The following is a 22,940-nucleotide window of genomic DNA, read 5'->3' as shown; positions in this document are numbered from 1 at the left end:
AAGGAGAACCACGTGGAAGCGTTGTTCGGCCAGCTCTTCGCGGGCCTGTCCCTGGGGTCGGTGCTGCTGCTCGCCGCGCTCGGCCTGTCCCTGACGTTCGGCCAGATGGGCGTCATCAACATGGCGCACGGCGAGTTCATGATGGCGGGCGCCTACACGGTGTTCGTCGTGCAGGGCTTCATCGCCGACGCGGGTCTGGCGCTGGTCGTGTCGATCCCGCTCGGGTTCCTGGTCGGCGGCCTGCTCGGGCTGCTGCTGGAGGTGCTGCTCATCCACCGGATGTACCACCGCCCGCTCGACACGCTGCTCGTCACGTGGGGCGTGGCCCTGATCCTGCAACAGGTCGCGCGCGACGTGTTCGGCGCGCCCAACGTGGACGTCAAGGCCCCGACCTGGCTGTCCGGCGGGGTCGACCTCGGCTTCACCCAGGTCCCCGCGGCCCGGCTGTTCATCCTGGCGCTGTCGGTCGCGGCCGTCGGCGTGCTCGCGCTCGTCCTCACCAGGACCTCGCTCGGCAGGCGCGTCCGGGGCGTCGTGCAGAACCGCGACCTCGCCGAGACGGTGGGCATCTCCACCAGGGCCACCGACCGGCTGACGTTCTTCATCGGCTCGGGCCTGGCGGGCATCGCCGGTGTCGCGCTGACGCTGCTCGGCTCCACCGGCCCGACGCTGGGCACCAACTACATCGTCGACGCCTTCCTGGTCGTGGTGGCGGGCGGCATCGGGCAGATCAAGGGCACGGTGATCGCCGCTTTCGGCCTCGGCCTGATGCAGGCGACCTTCGAGTACTCCACCACCGCGAGCCTCGCGAAGGTGGCGGTGTTCGTGGTGGTCGTCGTGTTCCTCCAGGTCCGGCCGCAGGGGATCTTCAGCATCCGGACGAGGAGCCTGGCATGAGGGGTGAGCACGGCAAGGTCGCGGGGTTCATCGTCCTCGCGCTGGCGCTGCTGGTGCTCGCACCGGCCGTGCTGTCGGACTTCCGGCTCTCGCTGCTGGGCCGGTTCGTCTGCTACGGCATCGTGGCCGTGGGGATCGGTCTCGCCTGGGGTCGCGGCGGGATGCTGACGCTGGGCCAGGGCGTGTTCTTCGGCCTCGGCGCGTACGTCATGGCGATGCACCTGAAGCTGGCCGACGCGGGCCCGAACGGCGTGCCGGACTTCATGAAGCTCTACGGGTCCGGTGTGGTGCCGGTCTGGTGGGAACCGTTCCGCGACCCCGTGGTGACGGTGGTGGCGATCGTGCTGGTCCCGGCTCTGGTGGCGTACGGGCTCGGCATGGCGGTCTTCCGGAGGCGGGTGCGCGGCGCGTACTTCGCGATCCTGTCGCAGGCGCTCGCGGCGGCGTTCGCGATCCTGCTGGTCGGCCAGCAGGCCACGATCGGCGGCACCAACGGGCTCAACGGGTTCCGGTCGTTCTTCGGCTTCAACCTGTTCGACCCCGTCAACAAGCGGATGCTGTTCTACATCGCCGCGGGCACGCTGCTGGCGGTGCTGCTCGTCGTCTGGCAGCTCTACCGCTCCCGCTACGGCGAACTCCTGATCGCCGTGCGCGACCAGGAGGAGCGCGTCCGGTTCCTCGGCTACGACCCGGCGAACGTCAAGGTCGTCGCCTACGTGGTCGCCGCGGTGGTGGCCGGTGTCGCGGGCGCGCTGTTCGTGCCGATCGTCGGCATCATCTCCCCCGCCAGCGTCGGCGTGGTGCCGTCGATCGCGTTCCTGATCGGCGTCGCGATCGGCGGCCGGTCGACGCTGTTCGGCCCGGCGCTGGGCGCCATCGCCGTGGCGTGGGCGCAGACGTCGCTGTCGGAGAGCTTCCCGTCGTTCTGGATCTACTTCCAGGGCGCGCTGTTCGTGCTCGTCGTGGCGTTCCTGCCGCGCGGGCTGTCCACCGTGGGCTCGATCCTCACCCGGCGCAGGGAGACAGCGTGAAGTCCGACTACCTCGAACTGACCGACGTCCGGGTCTCCTTCGACGGGTTCGTCGCCGTCGACGGCGTGACCACGACCGTGCTCCAGGGCGACCTGCGGTTCCTCATCGGCCCGAACGGCGCGGGCAAGACCACGCTGGTCGACGCGATCACCGGCCTGGTCCCGGCGACCGGGTCGGCCGCGTTCGGACGCACCGAGCTGCTCAACCGCAAGGTGCACCGGATCGCCAGGCTCGGCGTCGGCCGGACGTTCCAGACGGCCAGCGTGTTCGAGGAGCTGACGGTCCTCCAGAACCTCGACATCGCCGCGGGCGCCGGACGCGGACCGCTCACCATGCTGCGCCGCCGGTCGTCCACACCGCCGGAGGTCGAGGCGGCGCTGGAGGTCGTCGGGCTCACCGACCTGCGCGACCGGCAGGCGGGCGTGCTCGCGCACGGGCAGAAGCAGTGGCTGGAGATCGGGATGCTGCTCGTGCGGGACTCGAAGGTGCTGCTGCTGGACGAGCCCGTGGCGGGCATGAGCGCCGAGGAGCGCCAGCAGACCGGCGAGCTGCTCCAGCGCGTCGGTGAGAACTGCGTGGTCGTCGTGGTCGAGCACGACATGGACTTCATGCGCTCGTTCGCCACGTCGGTGACCGTGCTGCACGCGGGCCGGGTGCTCAGCGAGGGCACCGTCGCCCACGTGCAGGCCGACCCGCTGGTCCAGGAGGTCTACCTGGGCCGCGCGGAGGTGGGGGCGTGAAGCTGGACCTGGTGGACGTCACCGTCGGGTACGGGCGCTCGACCGTCGTGCACGGCGCGACGGTCGAGGTCCCGTCGGACTCGGTGGTCGCGGTCATGGGCCACAACGGCGCGGGCAAGACCACGCTGCTGCGCGCGGCGGCGGGACTCCTGCGGCCCACGAGCGGTCGGGTGCTGATGGACGGCGAGGACGTGACGCGTCTTCGCCCGAACGAGCGGGTGAAGCGCGGGCTCGCCTACGTGCCGCAGGGCCAGCAGTCGTTCCCGCAGCTCACGGCGGAGGACAACCTCAGGCTGGTCGCCGACGCCCGCAAGGACGGCAAGCGGCTGCTCGCCGGGGCGCTGGAGGTGTTCCCGGCGCTGGTCCCGGTGCTGGGCAGGCGCGCGGGCCTGCTCTCGGGCGGGCAGCGCCAGCAGCTCGCCATCGCGCGGGCGCTGATCACCCGGCCGGAGCTGCTGGTCCTGGACGAGCCGACCGAGGGCATCCAGCCGTCCGTGGTCGCGGAGATCGAGGAGACGATCAGGACCCTGTCCACGAGCGGCGGCCTGTCCGTGCTGCTGGTCGAACAGCACATCGGCTTCGCCCTGAGCACCGCCGACCGCTACTACGTGCTGGAGGCGGGCCGGATCACCGCCACGGGCGCGGGCGGTACCGCGGCGCTCGACGGCGTCCGCGCCGCGATGGCCATCTGAGGGACCGACCATGACCGGTTCCCTCCGCGACCAGGTGTACCTGCGGCTGCACGACGCGGTCCTCGGCGGGGGGTGGGGGGCGGCCGAGCGCTTCACCGAGCCGAAGCTCGCCAAGAAGCTCGGCGTCTCCCGCACCCCCGTGCGGGAGGCGCTGACCCGGCTGGAGGCGGACGGACTGGTGCGCAGGGAGGACTACGGCTACTCGATCGTCGTGCCGGACCTGACCACGATCAGGGACCTCCACGAGGTGCGGATCGCCGTGGAGCTGCGGGGCATCGCGCGGTCGATCGAGAACCCCTCCGTCCGGCACTCGGTGCGGGCGCTGGAGGCGGAGCTGGAGCACTGGTACGGCCTGCGCACCGACCCCCCGGCCCCTCGGCCGGAGTTCGTGCTGGAGGACGAGCGGTTCCACGCGGCGCTGCTCGGCGCGTCCGGCAACCCCGAGCTGGTGGCCGCGCTGGTCGCGGTGAACCACCGCACCCGCACGGCGCGGATGTACGACTTCACCGTCGAGGGGCACGTCGAGACGGCCATCGCCGAGCACATCGAGATCATGGAACGCGTGCGCGAGGGGCGGTTGGAGGAGGCGCTGGTCCTGCTGCACGAGCACCTCGGCGCGTCGCTGGAGGTCGTGGTCGAGCGCGCGGGCCGCGCGCTCGCCGCACGGCACAGCACGCGGGTCGAGTGAGTCCCGCCGGGGCGGGCGCCCCGACGGGCTCGGCTCACGGGTGCGGCCCCGGCCCGTCCACGGCCGGGAGCAAGGACGCCGGCGGGAGACCCGCGTCGCCCCCGCCCCCAGCCCGGTGCACGGGTGCAACCCCGGCCCCATCCGCAGCCCGGTGCAGGGGTGTCAGCGCCGGACCCGCGTCGCCAACACCCGCCCAGCTCACCGGTCCGACCCCCAGCCCGCCCACAGCCGGGAGCAAGGCAGCCGGCGGGAGACCCTCGTCATCCCCGCCGGCCCGGCTCACGGACGCGGCCCGGTCCCATCCGCAGCCCGGTGCAAGAGCGTCGGCGGGAGACCCGCGCCGCCCCCGCCGGCCCGGCTCACGGGTGCAACCCCGGCCCTTCCACAGCCGGGTGCAGCGGCGTCGGCGTGAGGTCCGTGTCGTCCTCGCCCGACTCCAGCAGCGTCGCCGCGGCGCCCACGATCCGCGGATCGGGCTTCCCGACGACCTCGTCGTCGCGGTCCGGGTAGTCGAACCGGACCAGGAGGCTGCGCATCGCCTCCAGCCGGGCGCGCTTCTTGTCGTTGCTCTTCACCACCGTCCAGGGCGCCTTCTCCGTGTCGGTCTCGCGGAACATCGCCACCTTCGCGGTCGTGTACTCGTCCCACTTGTCGAGCGACTCCAGGTCCATCGGGCTGAGCTTCCACTGCCGCACCGGGTCGACCTGGCGGATGGCGAACCGCGTGCGCTGCTCCTCCTGCGACACCGAGAACCAGAACTTCACCAGGTGCACGCCGTCGTCCACCAGCATGTTCTCGAACACCGGCGCCTGCTGGAGGAACCGCTGGTACTCCTCGTCGGTGCAGAAGCCCATCACCCGCTCGACGCCCGCGCGGTTGTACCAGGACCGGTCGAACAGCAGCATCTCCCCCGCCGACGGCAGGTGAGCGATGTACCGCTGGAAGTACCACTGGCTCCGCTCGCGCTCCGACGGCTTCTCCAGCGCCACCACGTGCGCGCCGCGCGGGTTCAGGTGCTCGGTGAACCGCTTGATCGTGCCGCCCTTGCCCGCCGCGTCGCGCCCCTCGAACAGCATCACCAGCCGCTGCCCGGTCTCCTTGATCCAGTACTGGAGCTTCAGCAGCTCGATCTGGAGCAGCCGCTTGTCCTGGTCGTACTCGGCCCTCGTCATCCGCTCGTCGTAGGGGTAGTTCTGCCGCCAGGTGTCCACCGGCGTGCCGTCGTGGCGCAGCAGCACGGGATCGTCCTCGTCGGTGTGGTCGACGCGGAACTCGGCGAGCAGGCTGGGGACATCGGACAACTGGTGCATAACTCGGACATACCCCCTCGGTCCCGCGGTTACGCGCGTCGCGGTGAACAATGGCGGTCGTCACGGGAACCGACGGACGGAGCACGGCGATGGGCGAGCACCAGCGGAACGAGCTGCCTGCGATCGAGGCGGAGCTCGTCGACGAGCCCGAGTCCGCCCCGCCGGTCGTCCCGGCCTTCGACTACACCGAGTCGGGGGTGCCGAACTTCGACTACGTGCGCGACAGGATCGAGACCAGGGTCGGCACGGCCGCCGCGGCGACGGAGCTGTCCGGCGACGTGCCCGAGGCGAAGTCCGTCGAGGAGCGGATGGCCGAGCGCGACCAGGCGGGCCGCGACCGGCTGGAGGAGATCCGCCGGTCGATGCGCGGCGAGTAGAACCGGTGCGGCGCTGAGGTTGTCGGCGGTTTCGCCGATCGGGGCAACCGACTCGCGCGGTCCGGCGTGTTCGCGCCGTGAAGCGAACCAGATGGATCACCCTGACCGCCGTCGCGGGAGTGCTGTGCGGCCTGCTCACCACCGCACCGCAGTCGTTCGCCGCGACGGACACCGACCGGGCCGCCACGCCGGCCGTGACGTGGAGCGACTGCGCGGACGGCTTCCTGTGCGGCACGGCGGCCGTGCCGCTGGACTACGACCAGCCAGGCGGCGCCGCGATCGACCTGTCCCTGATCAAGCTGCCCGCGACCGGCCCCGGCACGCGCATCGGCACGCTGTTCGTGAACTTCGGCGGCCCCGGCGCCTCCGGCGTGGAACGGCTGCGCGCCCGCGGCCAGTGGCCGTGGCTGTTCTCGCCCGAGCTGCGCGCCCGGTTCGACGTCGTGTCCTGGGACCCCAGGGGGATCGGCCGCAGCGCCACCGTGCGCTGCTTCGACACCGAGGCCGAGCAGCAGCGGTTCCTCGGCGGCCTGCGCGACTTCCCCGCGACCCCCGCCGACGAGCCCGCCTTCTACGCGGGCTACGACGAGCTGGCCCAGCGCTGCTCCGAGCACGCGGGCAGCCTGCTGGAGCACGTCTCGACCGCCAACACCGCCCGTGACCTCGACCTGCTGCGCCGCGCGGTCGGCGACGCCAAGCTGACCTACCACGGCATCTCCTACGGCACCCACCTCGGCGCGATCTACGCGAACCTGTACCCGAACCGCGTGCGCGCCATGGCGTTCGACGGGTCGATGGACTTCGTGGGCAACGCCACCGGCCACGGGAACCAGGGCACGACCGTCCCGCTGGACACCCGGCAGGACGTGCCGCGCGGCGCGGCCGAGACGTTCGACTCGTTCCTCCGCCAGTGCGCCGCGCCCGGCGCGGACTGCGCGTTCGCGGGCGGCGACCTGAAGGCCAAGTGGGCCGCGCTGGTCGCTCGCGTGCGCCAGTCGCCGATCACGGTCGACGGCGAGACGTTCGACCACACCGCCCTCATCGCGCGGGTCAACGGCGACCTGGCCCAGCCGGAGCTGTGGAAGGACACGGCCCGCACGCTGCAAGCGCTGCACACCGCTCCCGCGCGGCGAACGCTCGCGGAGCCCTACATCACCAACCGCACCGAGGCGTTCAACGCGATCCAGTGCTCCGACAGCGCGTTCCCGCGCGGCACGGCCGCCTACACCGCCTACGGCGCCTCGGAGGAGCTGCGGGTGCCGTACTGGGGCCGCATCGCGGTGTTCGACATGATGGCCTGCGCGACCTGGCGCCACCAGGACGCCGACCGCTACACCGGCCCGTGGAACCGCTGGACGGCGGCGCCGATCCTGGTGATCAACAGCCGCTTCGACCCGTCCACCCCGCTGCACGGGGCGCTGGACGGCGCGGCGGAACTCGCCAGGACCCGCGTCCTCACCGTCGAGGGCTCCGGCCACAGCACCATGTTCGTGCGCAGCGCGTGCGCGGAAACGGCCAAGCGGAACTACCTGATCTCGGGCACGCTGCCCGCTGTCGGGGCGACCTGCGGAATCGACCGAGCACCGTTCTCCGCCTGAGTCGACAATGGTGCCGCGGGGAGCGTTCGAACTCCCCGCGGCACCACTCCTAGCCCATTCGACAAAAGAACGCACGCCATTTTCCCGCCGAGCGTCGACCTCAGTCGCGCGGACGGCGAAAAACCCTGGTCAGCGCCCGGTGAACGCGCCGAAAGGGCTGCGCCAACGCGGCGGCCAAGCGCCCCGCCGACTCCTCCTCGGCCCGGATCTGCGATTCGCTCTTGTGCGTGAGAATCCAGTGCGACGACACGGGATCGGACACCCATCCCTCCTTCCCCCACAGAAAACGGGTGGTCCGGGCAGTGTGGCGCACCGGAGCGCGCGAACGCACCCGATTAATCCCCGCGCGAATCGCACTCGTCCGGAACTCCGGTCCCGCACGGCCGCGACGGGCCGCCCAGTCGCACCCCTGCGCACCACCGAATGGACCAGAACGCGCCGGAAGCAGTGGGGGCGGAGCGCTGTCAATAGCGTAGACACATCCTGTCCGGACAATTCGGGTCCGCCGCCCGCGCCGCGCTTCTTTACGGGTGAACCACAGGGTTCTCCACCCGGAAGAGCTGCGATGATGACTTCTTCCGGATCGTGCGGGAAAAGGAGTCGGAATGCGGAGAACCACCAAGTCGTTCGGCCTGCTCGCCGCGGGCGTCGCGCTTTCCCTGGCCACCGTCGGCACCGCCTGGGCCGACATCCCGTTCGACCAGCCGATCAACGGCAGGAGCACCTACTACGACGCCGTGGGCTTCGGCGCCTGCGGCACGCCGATCGACGCCAGGACCGAGCTGCTGGTCGCCGTGCCCGCCGCGTACTGGACCTCGGCGAACCCCAACGACGACCCGCTGTGCCGCGGCGTGTCCGTCCAGGTCACCCACAACGGCCGCACCGTCACCGCGCCGGTCAGGGACAAGTGCGCGGGCTGCGGCAGCACGCACGTCGACCTCAGCGCGCCCGCGTTCTCCTCGCTGGCCGACACCGGTCTGGGCACCATCCCGGTGACGTGGTCGTTCGTGCGCCGATGACACCCCGATCCCCTGGAGAACGGAGAGGAACCACGATGTCCACTAGGGTCGCGCGGGTCCTGCTCGCACTGCTGGTGACGGCGTCGGCGCTGACCACGGGCACGGCGGGCGCCGCGGCCGACCACACCGTCACCTTCGTCAACCGGTCGGGGCGGACCGTGTGGGTGGGCAGCACGGTCAACGCCGACGGGTCCGTGAACCTCACCTCCCTGCCGGTGCTGGCGAACGGGCGGTCGGCGACGGTCACGGTCCCGGAGTCGGCGGCTCCGGGGCACTGGCGCGGGAAGTTCTTCGCCAGGCAGGGGTGCACCGGCACGTCCGGGCGCGACTTCCGCTGCACCGTCGGCGACTGCGGCGTCCAGGCCGACCGCTGCACCACCGGCGAACAGCCCGCGAGCCTCGCCGAGTTCAACTTCGACACCCGCGACGGCCTCGCCCCCTGGTACAACGTCAGCCACGTCAACGCGTTCTCCCTGCCGATCACCATCGAGGCCGTGGGAGCGACCGTGCCACCGGGCTCGAACTCCTGCGCCTCGGCGGGCTGCACGACCGACGTCCTGCCCTTCTGCCCGCCCGAGCACGTCCGCTACGCGCCCGACGGCTCCCGGATCAACTGCGTCAGCCCGAACCGGGACGCGCCGACGAACTACAGCGACGCGGTCAAGGCCCGGTGCCCCAGGGCCTACGCGTGGTCCGGGCACGACACCGAGCCCGGCAACCAGACCGTGTTCCAGTGCGCCTCCTGCCGGGGGTTCACGGTCACCTTCCACGGCGGCTCCTGACCACCGGCACGGCTCGGCCGGGCGGTGGAGGACCACCGCCCGGCCGGGTTCTCGTCGATCAGCCGCGTTCGGCCGTGTAGAGGGCGGTCACCTCCTGGTCGGTGAGCACGCGGTCGTAGGCGTGCACGGCGTCGATCGAGCCGGACCAGTAGTCGCCCTTGGTGCCCGCGAACTTCGCGCGGCCGACGGCGAGCGGGCCGGTGCTGGTGACGTCCGGACCCGCCGGGTTGGTGGCGACCTTCTGGCCGTCCACGTAGAGCCGGACCTCACCGGTGGCGTGGTCGCGGACGCCGACCAGGTGGTACCAGCGGTTGAGCTCCGGCGTCGTGACGAGCCGGGCGCGGTTGCCGCCCGGCGTGCTGAACGCGAAGGCCCCCTGGCCGTACTGGAGGTAGAAGGGGCTCTCCTGGCGCCTGCCGTCCTGGCTCACGGCGGTGGCGTAGTTGCCGGGTAGCTCGTCCAGCGTCACCCACGCCGCGACGGTGTAGTCCTTCGCGGTGTCCAGGACGGGCGCGGCGGTCTCGGCGGAGTCGTCGACGCCGTCGAACTTGAGCGCCGACCCCTTGACGCCGGGCGCCCAGGTGGTGCCGCCCTGGAGCGTGAGCGGGCTGCGGCCTCCGCTGAGGTCGACCGACGTGGTGCCCTTGTTCTCGTCCAGCGGCCAGTCGCCCTTGCCGGGGAACGTGGCGTCCTTGCCCGCCTCCGCCCCCGCCTTGATGACCTTGCGGTTGATGTCGCGGACCGGGCCGGGGTCGACCTTGATCTCGCGGCGGTCGTAGGTCCACAGGCCGTTCAGCTCGGTCTCCAGGTCGGTCACCTGGGTGTAGACCGAGCCGGACAGCTCCGCGCCCGCCGCTTCGAGGTAGAAGGTGGCGGTGTTGTCGACGTACTTCGCCGTCAGCGCCGCCTTGTCCTTGACCCCGCTGTAGATCGCGGCGGGCGGTCCGGGCCACATGTGGCCGGGGGTGCGGAGGGTGAAGCCGCCGTGCTCGCCGTCCATCGCGACGCGGGTCGCGTCCGGGAACGCCGGGTCGGTGTTGTTGTAGTCGTGGTGGTCGATGACCTCGCCCTTGCCGGAGTCACCCTTGGAGTTGCAGCAGTTCACGCCGCTGTGGGCGTTGACGATCCGCGACGGGTCGGTCGCCTTCACGCGCTCGGCGATCCGGCCGGTCTCCTCGCGGTTCCACTCGCCCCAGCCCTCGTTGAACACGATCCAGCCGATGATCGACGGGAAGTTGTGCAGCTGCTCCATCGCCCGGTCGCCCTCGGTGAGGAACGCCTGCTGGCCCTCGGGGGTGGTGTAGTCGCCGGACACGAAGTCCTGCCACACCAGCAGACCCAGCTCGTCGGCGTGCTTGTACCAGCGGGCGGGCTCGATCTTGATGTGCTTGCGGACCGCGTTGAAACCGAGGTCCTTCTGGGCCTTGAGGTCCCAGCGCAGCGCCTCGTCGCTCGGCGCCGTGTACAGGCCGTCGGGGAAGAAGCCCTGGTCCAGCATGGAGAGCGAGAACACCGGGTTGCCGTTGAGGACGAGCTTCGGGAAGCCGCCCACGTTCTGCACGGCGATGGAGCGCATCCCGAAGTAGCTCTCGACCTCGTCCTTGCTGCGGCCCTGGCTCAGCTCGACGTCCAGGTCGTAGAGGTACGGGTCGTCCGGGCTCCACAGGCGGGGCTTGTCGATCTTCAGCGTGAGCTGCTGGTTGGCCGTGCCGCTGACGGTGCCGACCTTGCGGCCCTTGGCGTCACGGGCGGTCGCGGTGACCTTCGCGGTGGAGGACGCCGACGTCACCCGCACCTGGAGCGCGCTCTTCGCCAGGTCGGGCGTGGTGACGACCGAGTCGATCGCCACGTCCGGGACGGGCTCCAGCCACACGGTCTGCCAGATGCCGGAGTTCTGCGTGTAGACGATGCCGCCGGGGTTGCGCGACTGCTTGCCGATCGGCTGGTTGGGGCCGGTGGTGTCGGTGACCGCGACGACGATCTCCTGCTTGCCGGAACCCTTGAGCGCGTCGGTGATGTCGGCGGTGAACGCGCTGTAGCCGCCGAAGTGCTCGGCGACCTGCTTGCCGTTCACGAAGACCCGCGCGTGGTGGTCCACCGCGCCGAAGTTCAGCTTCAGCCGCTGCCCCGACCCGATCTTCCAGTCGCGCGGCACGCTGACGAGCTTGCGGTAGAACATGTGGTCCTCGTGGCGTTCCAGCCCGGAGAGCTGGGACTCCACCGGGAACGGCACGGTGATCCTCTCGGCGAGGGTCTTGCCGAAGACCGGCAGCTCCCCCTCCTTCGCGCCCGCGAACTCCCACTGGCCGTTGAGGTTCAGCCAGTCGTCGCGGACCTGCTGCGGCCGCGGGTACTCGGGCAGCGGGTTGTTCTTGTCGAGCTTGTCGCCCCACTCGGTGGTCAGCCGGTGCTTCGAGGCGTTGGCCGCCGACCGGATGATCTGCGGCACGGTCTCGCCGCCGACCACGAGGCCGCCGGTGCCGTCGTAGGAGAACTTGACCCGCTGCCCCTTCTGCACCGGCTGGGACAGGGTGATCACGAGCTTGGACCTGTCGCGCCGGTCCACGGCGACCTTCGACACCGGGAACGGGGTCGTGTCGACCTCGACGCCCAGGTGCGCGGCGGCCTGGCCCAGGTCGGTGATCGGCTGCTCGAAGTCCGCGACGACCTTCAGGCCGTCCTCGGCGACGCTGGGCTCGACCGGGAACACCTGGAAGCCGTCCGGCGGCGTGAACGCCGACTCGGGCACGATCTCCTTCGCCAGCTGCGGCGTGGACCAGCGGAGGAACGCGTTCGCGCCGCCGATGTCCTGGAACAGTTCCAGCTTGAAGTCGTGGGCCTCACCGGCGACGAGGCGCACCGGCCCGCTGTGCTGCTCGACGTCCCAGTCGCCGACCCAGTGGTCGATGACCGGCTGCCCGTCCAGGAAGAACCGGAAGCCGTTGTCGCCGATGAGGTGGAACGTGTAGTCGCCGGTGGTCGGCGCGGTGAGCTTGCCGGTCCAGCGGGCGGTGGTGTGCTCGGACTGACCGGTCAGGGACGCGAAGGTGCCCGCGAGACCCGGCAGGTCGATGTTGGGGTCGAGCATCACGCCGCCGAGCTGGGCGAAGTCGCGAGCTCCTGGAGCGGACATCCGGTAGTACTCGCCCTTCAACCCGTGCACGACGGCAGCGGGTTCGGGGGCGCCCGCCGCGGCCACGCCTGTCGGCGTGACCACGGAGAGGACCAGCAGCAGCGCCAACGTGAGCGCCCGCAGGTGTGGTCGAGGCATCGAGCTTCCCTTCCTGGCGGCCAGGCCGTGAGTCACCTCACAGAAAACAGCTCGATTACTAACATGTTTCAACAGAGAACAACAGCACCGCACACAAATTTGTCTGATCGGACGAAGCGGACAGGGCAAGCCGAATCCCGTCCAGTGGACGTCGTGGCCACCGCCGGACCGGGGGGCTACGGTCGCGGGGCGTGATCGGGTCCGGCGGAGTGGCCGAGTGGTTGAGGCACAGGCCTGCAAAGCCTGCTACACGGGTTCAATTCCCGTCTCCGCCTCGTGGGGGACCGGCGTGGAGGGTGGCTCCACGCCGGTTCGCACAGGTCAGAAGCTCAGGTCGCCGGGCGGTCGAGCAGCGCCGAACAGGTCGCCCGACGCCAGGTCGGCGCCCGCGGAGCGCCACGACTCCGCCTGCTCCTCGCCGTTGACACCACCGACGAGGACCGACGCGCCCACACCGTGCACCAACGCCGCCAACTCGGTCGCGAACGGTGACGACGCGAGCCGCACCGACCGCACCGGCAACTCCCCCAACAGCGCCAGGTCGTCCGCACCACCGCCGAAGCCGTCGAGCATCGTCGCCACGCCCATGTCGGCGAGCACGCCGAAGTTGTCCGCCGCCTCGGGCACGCGCAGCGCCCGCACGGGCATCCCGATGGTCAACTGCCCCGGCCGCAGCCCGGTCTCCCTGAGCACGCGGACCACGCGGGTCGACAGGTCGGCGTCGGCGGACTGGTACCCGGTGAGGCCGACGACGAGCGGCACGTTCTTCCACCACACGGCCTGGCCGCTCGACACGCGCAGCAGCCACTCCCCCAGCGGCAGGATCAGGCCGGTCTGCTCGGCCAGGTCCGCGCAGCGCTCGTGGTCCAGCGGGCCGAGGTCGGGGTGGAACCAGCGCAGCAGCGCCTCGACGCCCGCGGTCGCGCCGTCCGCGAGCCGCGCCACGGGCCGGTAGACCGCGACGACCTCGCCCTGCTCCCACGCGCCCGGCATCGACACCGCGAGCGCCTGCTCCTCGCGGTCCCGCGCGTCCTGGTCTGGGTGGTAGAGCTCCCACTGGCCGCGCCTGGTCTTGGCGCGGCGCAGCGCGAGGTCGGCCGCGCGCAGCAGATCCGTGGGGTCGAGGTCCGGCGACGGGCGGTGCACCACGCCGACGCTCACCGACACCGCGAGCCCGCGACCGTCCACGAAGGTCGGTTCGGCGAGTTCGGCGTTGATGCCCGCCACGATGGTGGCGACGTCCGGGGTCGTGGCCGAGTTCTCCAGCAGGACGCCGAACTCGTCGCCGTCGAACCGGGCGATCATGGCCTTCTCCCCCGCCAGCACCACCTTCAGGCACTGGGCGACGTGGACCAGCAGCCGGTCACCGGTCTGCCTGCCGAGGCTGTTGCACACCATGCCGAACGCGTCGAGGTCGAGGTGCAGCAGGGTGACGCCGAACTCCGGGTCGGCCCGCCGCAGCGCGGCCTCCAGGTTGCTGCCGAAGTACTGCCGGTTCGGCAGGCCGGTCAGCACGTCGTGCAGCACCTGCCGCTTCAGCTCGCCCTGGAGCAGCATCAGCTCGGTGCCGTCCTCGACCACGATCACGAGGTGGTTCGGCTCGTCGTCCGGGCCGCGCAGCAGCGAGGTGGTCAGCGAGATCCTGGCCGTGTCGCCGTTCTTGCGGAGCAGGCGCTGCGACTGGCGGATCCGCGTCTCGGTGCCGTCGAGCAGCTGCCGCATCGCGTCGCGCAGGACGTCCGCGGAATCGGGGTGCACGAGGTCGAAGAGCGTGGTGCCGGTCAGCTCGGCCGGGAGGTACCCGAGGATCTCGCCGATGGCGGCGTTCGCGCGCACGAGCTGGCCGTCCAGGCTGATGATCATGATGCCGCTCGTCGAGGACGTGGCCACCTCGTCGAAGCGCGCCTCGCTCTCGCGCAGGTTCGTCTTCGCGTCCCGGACCGCCTTGAACAGCGAGAGCTGCATGCTCTCCTGCTGCTCGATCACGGCCCGCTGGTTGGCGGCGAGGAAGCCGACCGCCAGCGCGCCGAGCCCGAGCACGATCCGCTCGGCGTTCGCCTCGACGGGGTGGAACTCCGACAGCGACAGCAGGCCCTTGCCGAGGACGTCCAGCGTGCAGCGCAGACCCGGTTCGCCGACGTAGCCCAGGTCGGCGAGCCGTTCGCCGACGCGTTCGAGCACCGCGGGGTCGAACGGCCCCGGCCCGAGCCCGTCGCACACCGCGTCCAACTGCTCGCTCAGCTCGCGGTCCAGCTCCTCCGCGGTCAGCGGTACGACGACGACGCCGCTGAGGAGGTAGGTCCACTTGCGGGCGAGCGCCCGGCGCCTGCGCGGCGGATCGGGCTGCGGCTGCGGGGAGTCCGGATTCCGGCCTGGGTTGGACATGGTCGTTGGCCTACTCGGATGTCGGGGTGCGCGGGGAGTTTACCCACTGGCCGTCTTCCACCATTCGACCGAGAGCGTGAAGCCCGACCACACGATCGTGAGAAAAATACCGATTCGGTGACCCTGCGCTAGGGAGCGGACTTCACCCCAACGGCCGCGTAGACCAGCATGTTCATGTCCGGCGAGTCGGAGATGTCCGCGGGGCCCTCCGGACGCCACTCGCCGCAGCCGACCAGACCCGGCTCCAGCAGGTCGAACCCGGTGAGCAGCTCGCCGATCTCGGCGCGCGTGCGCAGGTTCATCTGGTCCTGGCTCCTGCTGCGCCTGATCACCTCGGTCGCGTCGGTCACCTCGTCCCCCTGGTGGTCGCCGGAAGCGTGCGTGACGGCCAGGTGGCTGCCGGGCGCGAGCGCGGCGCGGTAGCGGGCCAGCAGGCCGGGCGGGTCGGACTCGTCGTCGACCCAGTGCAGCATCAGCAGCATGAGCAGGCCGACCGGCTGGTCGAGGTCCAGCAGGCGCCGGACCTCGGGGCTGTCCAGGATGCCCTCCGGGTCGCGCATGTCGGCGTGCACGACCGCGGCGCGGTCGTTGCCGGAGAGCATCAGCTCGCTGTGCGCCACCGCGACGGGGTCGCGGTCCACGTAGACGACCCGGCACTCCGGGTCCCGCGACTGCGCGACCTCGTGCACGTTGTTCACCGTCGGGATGCCGGACCCGATGTCCAGGAACTGCCGGACACCCCTGTCCACCATGAAGCGCACCGCCCGCCCGAGGAACGCCCGGTTCACCCTGGCCGCCTGCCTCAGTCCCGGCATGATCCGCTCGATCTGGACACCGACCGCGCGGTCGACCGCGAAGTTGTGCCCACCCCCGAGGATGTAGTCGTAGGTCCTCGCCATGCTCGGAACGGAAATGTCGATGTCCTGGGGAACCCAGTCCCTTTGCCGTGCCACGGTCGCACCTCATTCGGCTGCTGGAGCGACGATCCTAGCCCCCGAACACCCGATGTGGAGCCCCGGCAACGGTGTGAAGGAAAGCCACCCGATCGGGTGCTGTGCGTTTCCGCCGAATAGCCCCTAGGGTGAGCGACTCCATTCGCCTTCCCTTCGAGGAGCGATGATGTCCGTCCCGGTGGCTCACGGCCGCTGGCCTTTCGTCGGACACACACCGTCGATGCTCAGGCAGCGGTTCCGCTTCACCTCGTCGCTGCGCGCCGAGGGCGAGGTCGTTCGATTATTCCTCGGTCCGATGGAAACGTATTTCGTGACCAGCCCGGAACTGGTTCACGAGGTGCTGGTGACCCGTGGTGCCAATTTTCGCAAGGGCGCGATGTTCGACAAGTTCCGCCCCTACCTCGGCAACGGGCTCGTGCTGTCGAACGGCCCGTTCCACCGCAGGCAGCGCAAGCTCGTCCTGCCCGCGTTCCACCGCGAGCGGATCGCGGGCTACGCGGCGACCATGGTCGCCGCGGCCTCGGACCTGATCGGGTCGTGGACGCCGGGCGAGGTGCGCCTGGTCGAGGAGGACATGCAGGCCCTGGCGGTCACGGTAGTCGGCGAGGCGCTGTTCTCCACCGAGGTGGGCCTGCGCGCGGTCGACGAGATCCGCCGCTCCATCTTCGTGGTGATCAAGCAGGGCATGGTCCGCGCGCTGTCCCCCGGTTTCCTGGAGCGGCTGCCCATCCCGGCCAACCGGGAGTTCGACCGGGCGGTCGCGCGGATGCGCGCGATCGTGCTCGACCTGGTCGCGAGCAGGCGCGCCGACGGCCGGGACCACGGCGACGTGCTGTCGATGCTGCTCCTCGCCCAGGACGACGCGGGCTCCGGCATGACCGACCAGCAGACCTACGACGAGGTCCTGACGCTGCTCACCGCCGGGATCGAGACGACGGCGCTGGCCCTGTCGTGGGTCTTCCACGAGATCGCCCGCCACCCCGAGGTCGAGCGGCGACTGCTCGCCGAGGTCGACGAGGTGCTGGGGGGCCGCCCGGTGTCCGCCGACGACGTCGCGCACCTGGTGCACACCCGCCGGGTGGTCGACGAGGTCCTGCGGATGTACCCGATCTGGTTCCTGATGCGCCGCGCCACCGCGGCCGTCGACATCGGCGGTGTGCGCATTCCCGAGGGCGCCGAGGTGATCGTGAGTCCGCACGCGCTGCACTTCGACCCCGATTCCCATCCCGACCCCGAGCGGTTCGATCCGGACCGGTGGTCACCCGAGCGTTCCCGCGACGTGCCGAAAGGCGCTTTTATTCCATTCGGCGCGGGCACGCGCCAGTGCGTCGGGAACGTGTTCGCGCAAACCGAGATCGTCATCACCGTGGCCACCGTGCTCGCGAAATGGCGATTGGTGCCGGTACCGGGACAGCCGGTTCGCGTGAAGTTCACCTCCGCCGCCTATCCCGTCGGGCTGGCGATGAAAGCAGTTCCCCGTCACTAGTTGGAGGTTGTTCTCCGTGCGTTCGCTGTTCTTCCGCCGGTTGTGCGTCGGCGTGCTGCTCACCGCCGGGACGTGCCTCGCCGCGCCCGCCCTCCCGGCGGGCGCGGCGCCCGTCACGTGCGAGGAGGTGCGTGTTCCGGTCACGGTCGCGGGCACGGCGCAGAGCGTGTTCGGCAAGCTGTGCACGCCGCTCGGCGCGACCGCGGTGCAGGTGCTCATCCCCGGCGGCACCTACAACGGGTCGTACTGGGACGTCGAGTACGCACCCCAGACCCGGTCGTACCGCCGGAGCATGAACGACGCCGGGTACGCGACGCTGGCCGTGGACCGGCTCGGCACCGGGCGCAGCTCCAAGCCCCTCAGCGCGCTCGTCACCGCGAGCGCCCAGGCCTCCGCCGTGCACCAGGTGGTGCGGACGCTCCGGCCGCGGTTCACGACGGTGTTCATCGGCGGCCACTCCATCGGCGCGGCGATGGCGATGATCGAGGCCGGCACCTACCAGGACGTCGACGGCGTGATCGTCACCGGCATGACGCACCGGATGAACCTGGTGACCGTGGTCCCGGTGCTGGCGAACATGATCCCGGCGGCGCTGGACCTGAAGTTCCTCGGGACGACGCTCGACCTCGGCTACCTGACGACCGCCCCCGGCACGCGCTACCGGGCGTTCCACAGCCCCGGCCCGGAGGTCTCGGACGCGATGGCCCACGACGAGGCCACCAAGGACGTCTTCGCGGCCACCGAGGCCGTGGACACGCTCCTGCTGACCAACGTGCTGATCCCGTTCACCCAGCGGATCAGCGTGCCGGTGCTGGTCGTCGTCGGCGACGGCGACACGCACTTCTGCGGTCGGCCGCTGGGCAGCGACTGCTCGTCGGCCGCCGCGCTGCGCGCCTCGGAGGCCCCGTTCTTCGCCGAGGCGGCCCGGTTGCAGGCCTACGTGCTCGACGGCTACGGGCACTCGATCAACTACGCGCCGAACGCCCCGACCTACCACCGGGTGGTCGCGGACTGGGCCCGCACCGTCGGCTGACCGCTCGCCGGGTGGCGCGGTCCGCGCCACCCGGCGGCCGTCAGGAGCGCTCGTGGGGCAGCTTCTCGCCCGCCTCCACGGCGAACGGGAGCCGGTTGCCCTCGGGCGGCAGCGGGCACGTGGCGAAGTCGGTGAACGCGCACGGCAGGTTGACCGCCCGGTTGAAGTCGAGCACCACCCCGCCGTCCTCGTCCGGCGCCCCCACGCCGATCGACCGGTTCGCCGCGTACGTCGTGACCCCGCTGGTGGCGTCGGTGAACAGGATGCTGAGCCCGCCCGCCTTGCCGTTGAACGCGGTCAGCGCGTGCTCGACGCCGCCGTGGGTGAACCGCACCACGCCGGGCGCGGTGTACACGTGGCTCAGGCCCGCGACGACCGCGCCCACCGTGGTGGGGCGGGGCTCGTCGAACGGCTCGAACCGCCCCCGCAGCACCCAGTCCGGGTCCGGCTCGTACGACGGCACGCCGCGGAAGTCCCGCAGCACCGGCGCCTTCGGGTCGTGCACCCGCACCAGGTAGCCGGACCGGTTGGCCACCTCGACCTCCACGTCGCCCGCCGACACCCGCGTTCCCGCGCCGCTGTTGACGAGCGCGAAGCGGCGCACGCCGACGACGGGTTCGCCCTCGTGGACCAGGTCGGCCCCCTGGGGGGCGAGGTAGGCGGCCTCCGCGTCCTGCCACCACAGGCCGGGCACGTCCCCGTAGCGCCTCGGGGTGTCGTCCAGCCAGTCCAGCGACACCAGGGCCAACCAGCCGTGCGGGTCGGCCAGGTCCCTCTCCCGCTCGGCCTTCCAGTCCCTCCACTCGTCCGCGAACAGCCGCGCGCCCATCACCGTCTCCGTCCGTCGTCGTGCCACACCGTCCACCCATGCCAACGACGGGCCGTCGCTCCTGTTCCGCGTTCCACCCAGTGGACCCCGTACCGGAAACCGACCGGGTCCACAGTGGATTCTTCGGGCGGGATTTCACCTGGTGGGACAGTCGATCTTACTCTCCACCGCACGGCCCTCCGTCGCTAGGTTCGCCGCTGCACCGACCACCCGCACGGGGAGAACCCGATGGCACAGCAGAACTCCGGGGACCCGACCGCGTCCCCTCCACCCACCCGGAGGCTCGACGAGGACTGGCTGGCGGTCGTCGTCGGCCTGGTACTGGTCGCGCTCGCCCTGCTCGGCGTGATCCCGACCGGGCTGGTGCCGTGATGACGGCGTCGACGGGCACGACCCGCAGATCCCCGCTGCTGTGGGCGCTGCTCGGCGTCGTCGCGGTGCTCGGGCTGTCCGCCGTCGTGCGCCTGCTGTCCAAGGCGGTGCCGACGTGGACGGAGGGCACCGGCCTGGAGGGCGTCGGCGCGGCGGTGGAGTACCCGGTCTACGCGATCCTGCTGGGGCTGCTGGGCAACGCGGTCCTGGGCGCGACCGGCCTCCGCGACCGGCTCTCCGGCGGTTTCCGCACCGAGTTCTTCATCAAGACCGGCCTGGTGCTGCTGGGCGCGTCGATCAACCTGTCCGTCATCGCCCAGGCCGCCGGTCCGGCGCTGGCCCAGTCGGTGCTGCTGATCTCCATCGTGTTCGGCTTCGCCTGGTGGCTCGGCGGGCGCGCGGGCCTGGACGACAAGCTGCGGGCACTGCTCGCGTCGGCCGTGGCGATCTGCGGTGTGAGCGCGGCCATCGCCGCGGCCGGTGCGGTGCAGGCGAAGAAGGAGCAGCTCGCCTACAGCGCGAGCCTGGTCATCGTGTTCGCGCTGCCGTCGATCTTCCTGGTGCCGTGGCTGGCCGGGCTCATCGGCCTGCCCGCCGCGGTCGCGGGCGCGTGGATCGGCGGCAACATCGACACCACCGCCGCCGTCACGGCCGCGGGCGCGCTGGCGGGCGAGCAGCAGCTCCAGATCGCGACGATCGTGAAGGTCACGCAGAACGCGCTGCTCGGCGTCGTCGCCGTCGCCCTCACCGCGTACTTCGCCCTGCGCGTCGAGCGCACCACCGCGTCGACCGAGCCGGTCGCGCGCCAGCTGTGGCGGCGCTTCCCCAAGTTCGTGCTGGGTTTCCTCGCCACGTCGGTCATCGCGACGGTCTACCTGGCCGCCGTTCCCGCCGCGGAGGGCAAGGCCGCCATCGGTGTCGTGAACGACCTGCGGACGTGGTTCCTCATCCTCGCGTTCGTCTCGATCGGACTGGAGTTCCGCGTGTCCGCGTTGCGCCGGGCGGGGTGGCGGCCCGTCGGCGTCTTCGCCGCGGCGACGGTGGTGAACCTGCTGGCAGCACTGGGTTTGGCGGCCCTGCTGTTCTGGAACTTCAGCGCCTGAAACGACTTCCCCGATGTCCGGCGACCGCGAGGTTCGCCGGACATCGGCGTTTCAGCGGTGATCGACACGGGTATGCCCACCCTCCCGGGAGACAAGGAGTGAACCGTGCACCTCGCGACGTACGTGGGTCTGCTCGACACCGCCGAACGCTCGCTCGCCGACGCCTTCCGGCTCGTCGCGACGAACGACGCGGTCGAGCCGGACGTCGCGCGCACGTGCGAGAGCCTCGCCGCCGCCAGCGACCGCCACGTCGAGAGGCTGGCGCCGGTCGTGGCCCGCTACGGCCACCGCGACGGCGTCGACGCGCGTCCTCCCGGCCTGGCGACCACCCACCACGGCGGACCCGGTCTGCTGCGCGACCTGCTGGACGTCTACGTGCTCGCCTCCTTCGTGGACCTGACGTGGACGATCGTGGCCCACGCCGCCCGCGGTCTGCGCGACAGCGCGCTGCTGGACGTGGCGGAGTCGTGCGAGCAGGACACGGACCGGCAGCTCGTGTGGCTGCGCGCGCGGGTGAAGCACTCCGCGCCCCGAGTGCTCATCCCCGCGAGGTGACGCGCCACGCGGTGGTGCAGGCGGGCAAGTGCGCGCTGGTGGCGGTGCTCGCCTGGCTGCTCGCGGACCGCGTGCTCGGCCTGCCCCAGCCGTTCCTCGCGCCGTACGCCGCCGTGCTGATGATCGACTCGACCGTGTACCGGTCGGTGAAGGGGTCCGCGCAGCACCTCGCCGCCACGGCGTCGGCGGTGCTGGTGGCGTTCCTGGCGTCCCGGATCATCCCGGAGGCGTCCGCGGCGCTGGGTGTCGCGGTGCTGGTGGGCACGCTGCTCGGCCGCTGGTCGGTCTACGGCTCCGGCGGCCGGTGGCTCGGCGTCACGGCGGTGCTGGTCCTCACCACCGGCGGCGCCCTGGAGGGCGTGCTGCTGCTCGACCGGCTGGTGGAGACCGCGCTCGGTGCCGTGATCGGGACGGTGGTCAACGCGCTCGTCCTCCCCCCGACCTACTCGCGGTGGGCCGGGTCGGCGACGTCCGACCTCGTCCACGAGCTGCGGGAGGTGCTGACCGCGTTGGCGAAGGCGCTGCGCGACACCGAGGAACCGCTCGACCCGCAGGCCTGGGTGCGGCGGATGCGGCGGTCGGAACGGCTGGTCCGCGGTGCCGAGGAGGCCGTGGGCTGGAGCGACGAGGCCGACCGCCTGAACCTGCGCCGCCGTCGCCGCGACCGCCGCACCTCCGACACGGCCGAGGCCCGGCTCCGCGAAGCCTGGCCGCGCCTGGTGCAGATCACCGAGGCCGTGCGCTCCAGCGCCGACTCCGGACAGGTCGCCCACTACCCCGGCCACGAGTCGCGCGCGGAGTACGCCGACCTGCTCGACGCGCTGGCGGACGTGCTGGGCGGGGTGCAGGAGCCGGACGAGCGGTTCCACGACGCGGTCACCCGCGCCCAGCACCTGTTCACGGTCCTGGACCAGCGCGTCACCGACGGCCCGGCGGAGTCGCCGGGAACCGCGCGGGGGCTCAGCGGGATGCTCCTGCCGACGCGGGAGGCGCTGGCCGCCCTGACGCGGGACTAGCGCGACCTACGCGATCGACGGCCCGCAGGCCACCTCCGCCCAGATCGTCTTCCCCCACGACCGCACCGCGCTCCCCCACCGCTGCGCCAGCTGGTCCACCAGCACCAGCCCACGACCGCGTTCCGCCCCGAACCGGGACAGCCCGAGCACCGGGAGGTTGACCGGGTCCGAGTCGGCCACCTCCAAGCGCACCAGCTTGCCCGCGTCCGGCGTCCACAGCCGCGCGTAGAGCGGCCGGAAACCGTGGTCGTAGGCGTTGGTGACCAGCTCGGTGGCCAGCAGCTCGACGTCCTCCGCGCACTCCACGGCCTCGTCGGCCAGCATCGCGCGGATGTCCGCGCGCAGAGCGGCCAGCGGCGGCGTCGCGTGGCGCTGGAGGTCCACGTCGATCCGCGCCACGTGAGCCCTAGATCCCGTCATCGCACTTCGACCTCACGCCCGTCGTCCCCCAGTGGTTCCCGCACCGAACCGCTCTCCCCAGAGCGGCAGGCCGGTTCGTCGTGCTCATCGGACGGTCGGGACGGCCGCCCCGTTCCGGGCGGGCGGCAGCACCGAAAGAAACGGGGTTCCCCGCCGTGCGCCGGTCAAACCTGCCGGGGCCGTCGACCTCACCGAAGGGTGCGGATCCACACCGATCGGAGTACCCGTTCGCCGTCGCCCGGTGTGGAACGCCGCGGAACCGGGTAACCCCTGTCCGAAGGCGGGTCGAGGCGACCACGACGTCCCCAGGACGGTCCGGTGATCTCCGGCACGTGTGGGAACTGCCCCGTCGGGTATGCCCCCGCCAAGCACCACAACGGAAA

At 71.4% G+C, this 22,940-nt stretch carries 22 protein-coding genes and 1 tRNA gene; 16 read left to right on the top strand and 7 right to left on the bottom strand.

The features are described from left to right. Nucleotides 1-12: 12 nt before the first annotated feature. From urtB to VFZ92_RS05810, 5 genes are read left to right on the top strand one after another with little or no spacing between them, the layout of a single operon-like run. Entirely contained in the window at nt 13-897 is an 885-nt protein-coding gene (gene urtB, locus VFZ92_RS05830; RefSeq protein ID WP_330874741.1) for an urea ABC transporter permease subunit UrtB, read from the top strand. Further along, entirely contained in the window at nt 894-1,928 is a 1,035-nt protein-coding gene (gene urtC / locus VFZ92_RS05825) for an urea ABC transporter permease subunit UrtC (RefSeq protein ID WP_330874740.1), read from the top strand. The genes urtB and urtC overlap by 4 nt, the downstream gene beginning before the upstream one ends. After that, nucleotides 1,925-2,668: an urea ABC transporter ATP-binding protein UrtD gene (urtD, locus tag VFZ92_RS05820; protein ID WP_330874739.1), complete on the top strand. Its 744-nt coding sequence runs from the start codon at nt 1,925-1,927 to the stop codon at nt 2,666-2,668. The genes urtC and urtD overlap by 4 nt, the downstream gene beginning before the upstream one ends. Continuing rightward, complete coding sequence (urtE, locus tag VFZ92_RS05815) at nt 2,665-3,360, top strand: urea ABC transporter ATP-binding subunit UrtE (protein ID WP_330874738.1); 696 nt, start codon at nt 2,665-2,667, stop codon at nt 3,358-3,360. The genes urtD and urtE overlap by 4 nt, the downstream gene beginning before the upstream one ends. A 10-nt stretch (nt 3,361-3,370) precedes the next feature. After that, a complete protein-coding gene (locus VFZ92_RS05810) occupies nt 3,371-4,048 on the top strand; it encodes a GntR family transcriptional regulator (RefSeq protein ID WP_330874737.1) in 678 nt (225 codons plus the stop codon). 359 nt (nt 4,049-4,407) lie between these two features. Here VFZ92_RS05810 and ppk2 read toward each other — a convergent pair whose 3' ends face one another. Then, a complete protein-coding gene (ppk2, locus tag VFZ92_RS05805) occupies nt 4,408-5,358 on the bottom strand; it encodes a polyphosphate kinase 2 (protein WP_330874736.1) in 951 nt (316 codons plus the stop codon). 89 nt (nt 5,359-5,447) lie between these two features. Between ppk2 and VFZ92_RS05800 the strand changes: the two genes are divergently transcribed. Together VFZ92_RS05800 and VFZ92_RS05795 are read left to right on the top strand one after the other, a co-directional pair. Further along, nucleotides 5,448-5,735: a hypothetical protein gene (locus tag VFZ92_RS05800; protein WP_330874735.1), complete on the top strand. Its 288-nt coding sequence runs from the start codon at nt 5,448-5,450 to the stop codon at nt 5,733-5,735. A gap of 77 nt (nt 5,736-5,812) precedes the next feature. Beyond that, nucleotides 5,813-7,333: an alpha/beta hydrolase gene (locus VFZ92_RS05795; RefSeq protein ID WP_330874734.1), complete on the top strand. Its 1,521-nt coding sequence runs from the start codon at nt 5,813-5,815 to the stop codon at nt 7,331-7,333. A 100-nt stretch (nt 7,334-7,433) separates the two neighbouring features. Here the strand turns inward: VFZ92_RS05795 and VFZ92_RS05790 are convergent, their stop codons facing one another. Then, a complete protein-coding gene (locus tag VFZ92_RS05790; protein WP_330874733.1) occupies nt 7,434-7,595 on the bottom strand; it encodes a hypothetical protein in 162 nt (53 codons plus the stop codon). Between the two features lie 343 nt (nt 7,596-7,938). Here VFZ92_RS05790 and VFZ92_RS05785 point away from each other — a divergent pair, with 343 nt between their 5' ends. Continuing rightward, nucleotides 7,939-8,352, top strand: a complete 414-nt coding sequence (locus VFZ92_RS05785; RefSeq protein WP_330874732.1) for a cysteine/serine endopeptidase inhibitor — start codon at nt 7,939-7,941, stop codon at nt 8,350-8,352. Nucleotides 8,353-8,387: 35 nt separating this feature from the next. After that, complete coding sequence (locus tag VFZ92_RS05780; RefSeq protein WP_330874731.1) at nt 8,388-9,134, top strand: thaumatin family protein; 747 nt, start codon at nt 8,388-8,390, stop codon at nt 9,132-9,134. Between the two features lie 58 nt (nt 9,135-9,192). Here the strand turns inward: VFZ92_RS05780 and VFZ92_RS05775 are convergent, their stop codons facing one another. Beyond that, nucleotides 9,193-12,405: a LamG-like jellyroll fold domain-containing protein gene (locus VFZ92_RS05775; protein WP_330874730.1), complete on the bottom strand. Its 3,213-nt coding sequence runs from the start codon at nt 12,403-12,405 to the stop codon at nt 9,193-9,195. A gap of 203 nt (nt 12,406-12,608) precedes the next feature. Between VFZ92_RS05775 and VFZ92_RS05770 the strand changes: the two genes are divergently transcribed. Further along, nucleotides 12,609-12,680: transfer RNA gene (locus VFZ92_RS05770), tRNA-Cys, on the top strand. Between the two features lie 46 nt (nt 12,681-12,726). Here the strand turns inward: VFZ92_RS05770 and VFZ92_RS05765 are convergent. Beyond that, the gene (locus VFZ92_RS05765) at nt 12,727-14,790 is read right to left on the bottom strand and encodes a putative bifunctional diguanylate cyclase/phosphodiesterase (RefSeq protein ID WP_330874729.1); all 2,064 of its coding nucleotides are present in this window, start codon (nt 14,788-14,790) and stop codon (nt 12,727-12,729) included. Between the two features lie 128 nt (nt 14,791-14,918). After that, complete coding sequence (locus VFZ92_RS05760) at nt 14,919-15,689, bottom strand: SAM-dependent methyltransferase (protein WP_414719822.1); 771 nt, start codon at nt 15,687-15,689, stop codon at nt 14,919-14,921. Nucleotides 15,690-15,909: 220 nt separating this feature from the next. Between VFZ92_RS05760 and VFZ92_RS05755 the strand changes: the two genes are divergently transcribed. Beyond that, nucleotides 15,910-17,229: a cytochrome P450 gene (locus VFZ92_RS05755; RefSeq protein WP_330874727.1), complete on the top strand. Its 1,320-nt coding sequence runs from the start codon at nt 15,910-15,912 to the stop codon at nt 17,227-17,229. 16 nt (nt 17,230-17,245) lie between these two features. Continuing rightward, a complete protein-coding gene (locus VFZ92_RS05750; RefSeq protein ID WP_330874726.1) occupies nt 17,246-18,262 on the top strand; it encodes an alpha/beta hydrolase in 1,017 nt (338 codons plus the stop codon). Between the two features lie 40 nt (nt 18,263-18,302). Here the strand turns inward: VFZ92_RS05750 and VFZ92_RS05745 are convergent, their stop codons facing one another. Next, nucleotides 18,303-19,091: a DUF1684 domain-containing protein gene (locus VFZ92_RS05745; RefSeq protein ID WP_330874817.1), complete on the bottom strand. Its 789-nt coding sequence runs from the start codon at nt 19,089-19,091 to the stop codon at nt 18,303-18,305. Nucleotides 19,092-19,319: 228 nt separating this feature from the next. On the opposite strand from VFZ92_RS05745, the gene VFZ92_RS05740 reads away from it, so the two are divergent. The 4 genes from VFZ92_RS05740 (at nt 19,320) to VFZ92_RS05725 (ending at nt 22,137) form a co-directional block, all read left to right on the top strand. Continuing rightward, nucleotides 19,320-19,463: a hypothetical protein gene (locus tag VFZ92_RS05740; RefSeq protein WP_330874725.1), complete on the top strand. Its 144-nt coding sequence runs from the start codon at nt 19,320-19,322 to the stop codon at nt 19,461-19,463. Further along, nucleotides 19,463-20,566 (top strand): YeiH family protein, encoded by a 1,104-nt coding sequence (locus VFZ92_RS05735; RefSeq protein ID WP_330874724.1) that lies wholly within the window; start codon nt 19,463-19,465, stop codon nt 20,564-20,566. Before VFZ92_RS05740 ends, VFZ92_RS05735 begins: the two co-directional genes overlap by 1 nt. A gap of 105 nt (nt 20,567-20,671) precedes the next feature. Further along, on the top strand, nt 20,672-21,121 hold the full coding sequence (locus tag VFZ92_RS05730) for a hypothetical protein (protein WP_330874723.1): 450 nt from the start codon (nt 20,672-20,674) through the stop codon (nt 21,119-21,121). After that, entirely contained in the window at nt 21,118-22,137 is a 1,020-nt protein-coding gene (locus VFZ92_RS05725) for an FUSC family protein (protein ID WP_330874722.1), read from the top strand. The genes VFZ92_RS05730 and VFZ92_RS05725 overlap by 4 nt, the downstream gene beginning before the upstream one ends. Before the next feature lie 6 nt (nt 22,138-22,143). Here the strand turns inward: VFZ92_RS05725 and VFZ92_RS05720 are convergent, their stop codons facing one another. Beyond that, complete coding sequence (locus VFZ92_RS05720; protein WP_330874721.1) at nt 22,144-22,557, bottom strand: ATP-binding protein; 414 nt, start codon at nt 22,555-22,557, stop codon at nt 22,144-22,146. Nucleotides 22,558-22,940: the final 383 nt, after the last annotated feature.

Source organism: Umezawaea sp. (genome assembly GCF_036375055.1).
In the GTDB taxonomy this organism is placed as follows: domain Bacteria; phylum Actinomycetota; class Actinomycetes; order Mycobacteriales; family Pseudonocardiaceae; genus Umezawaea.
The sequence above is the reverse complement of the archived record's forward strand: the minus strand, read 5'-3'. Positions and strand labels throughout refer to the sequence as shown.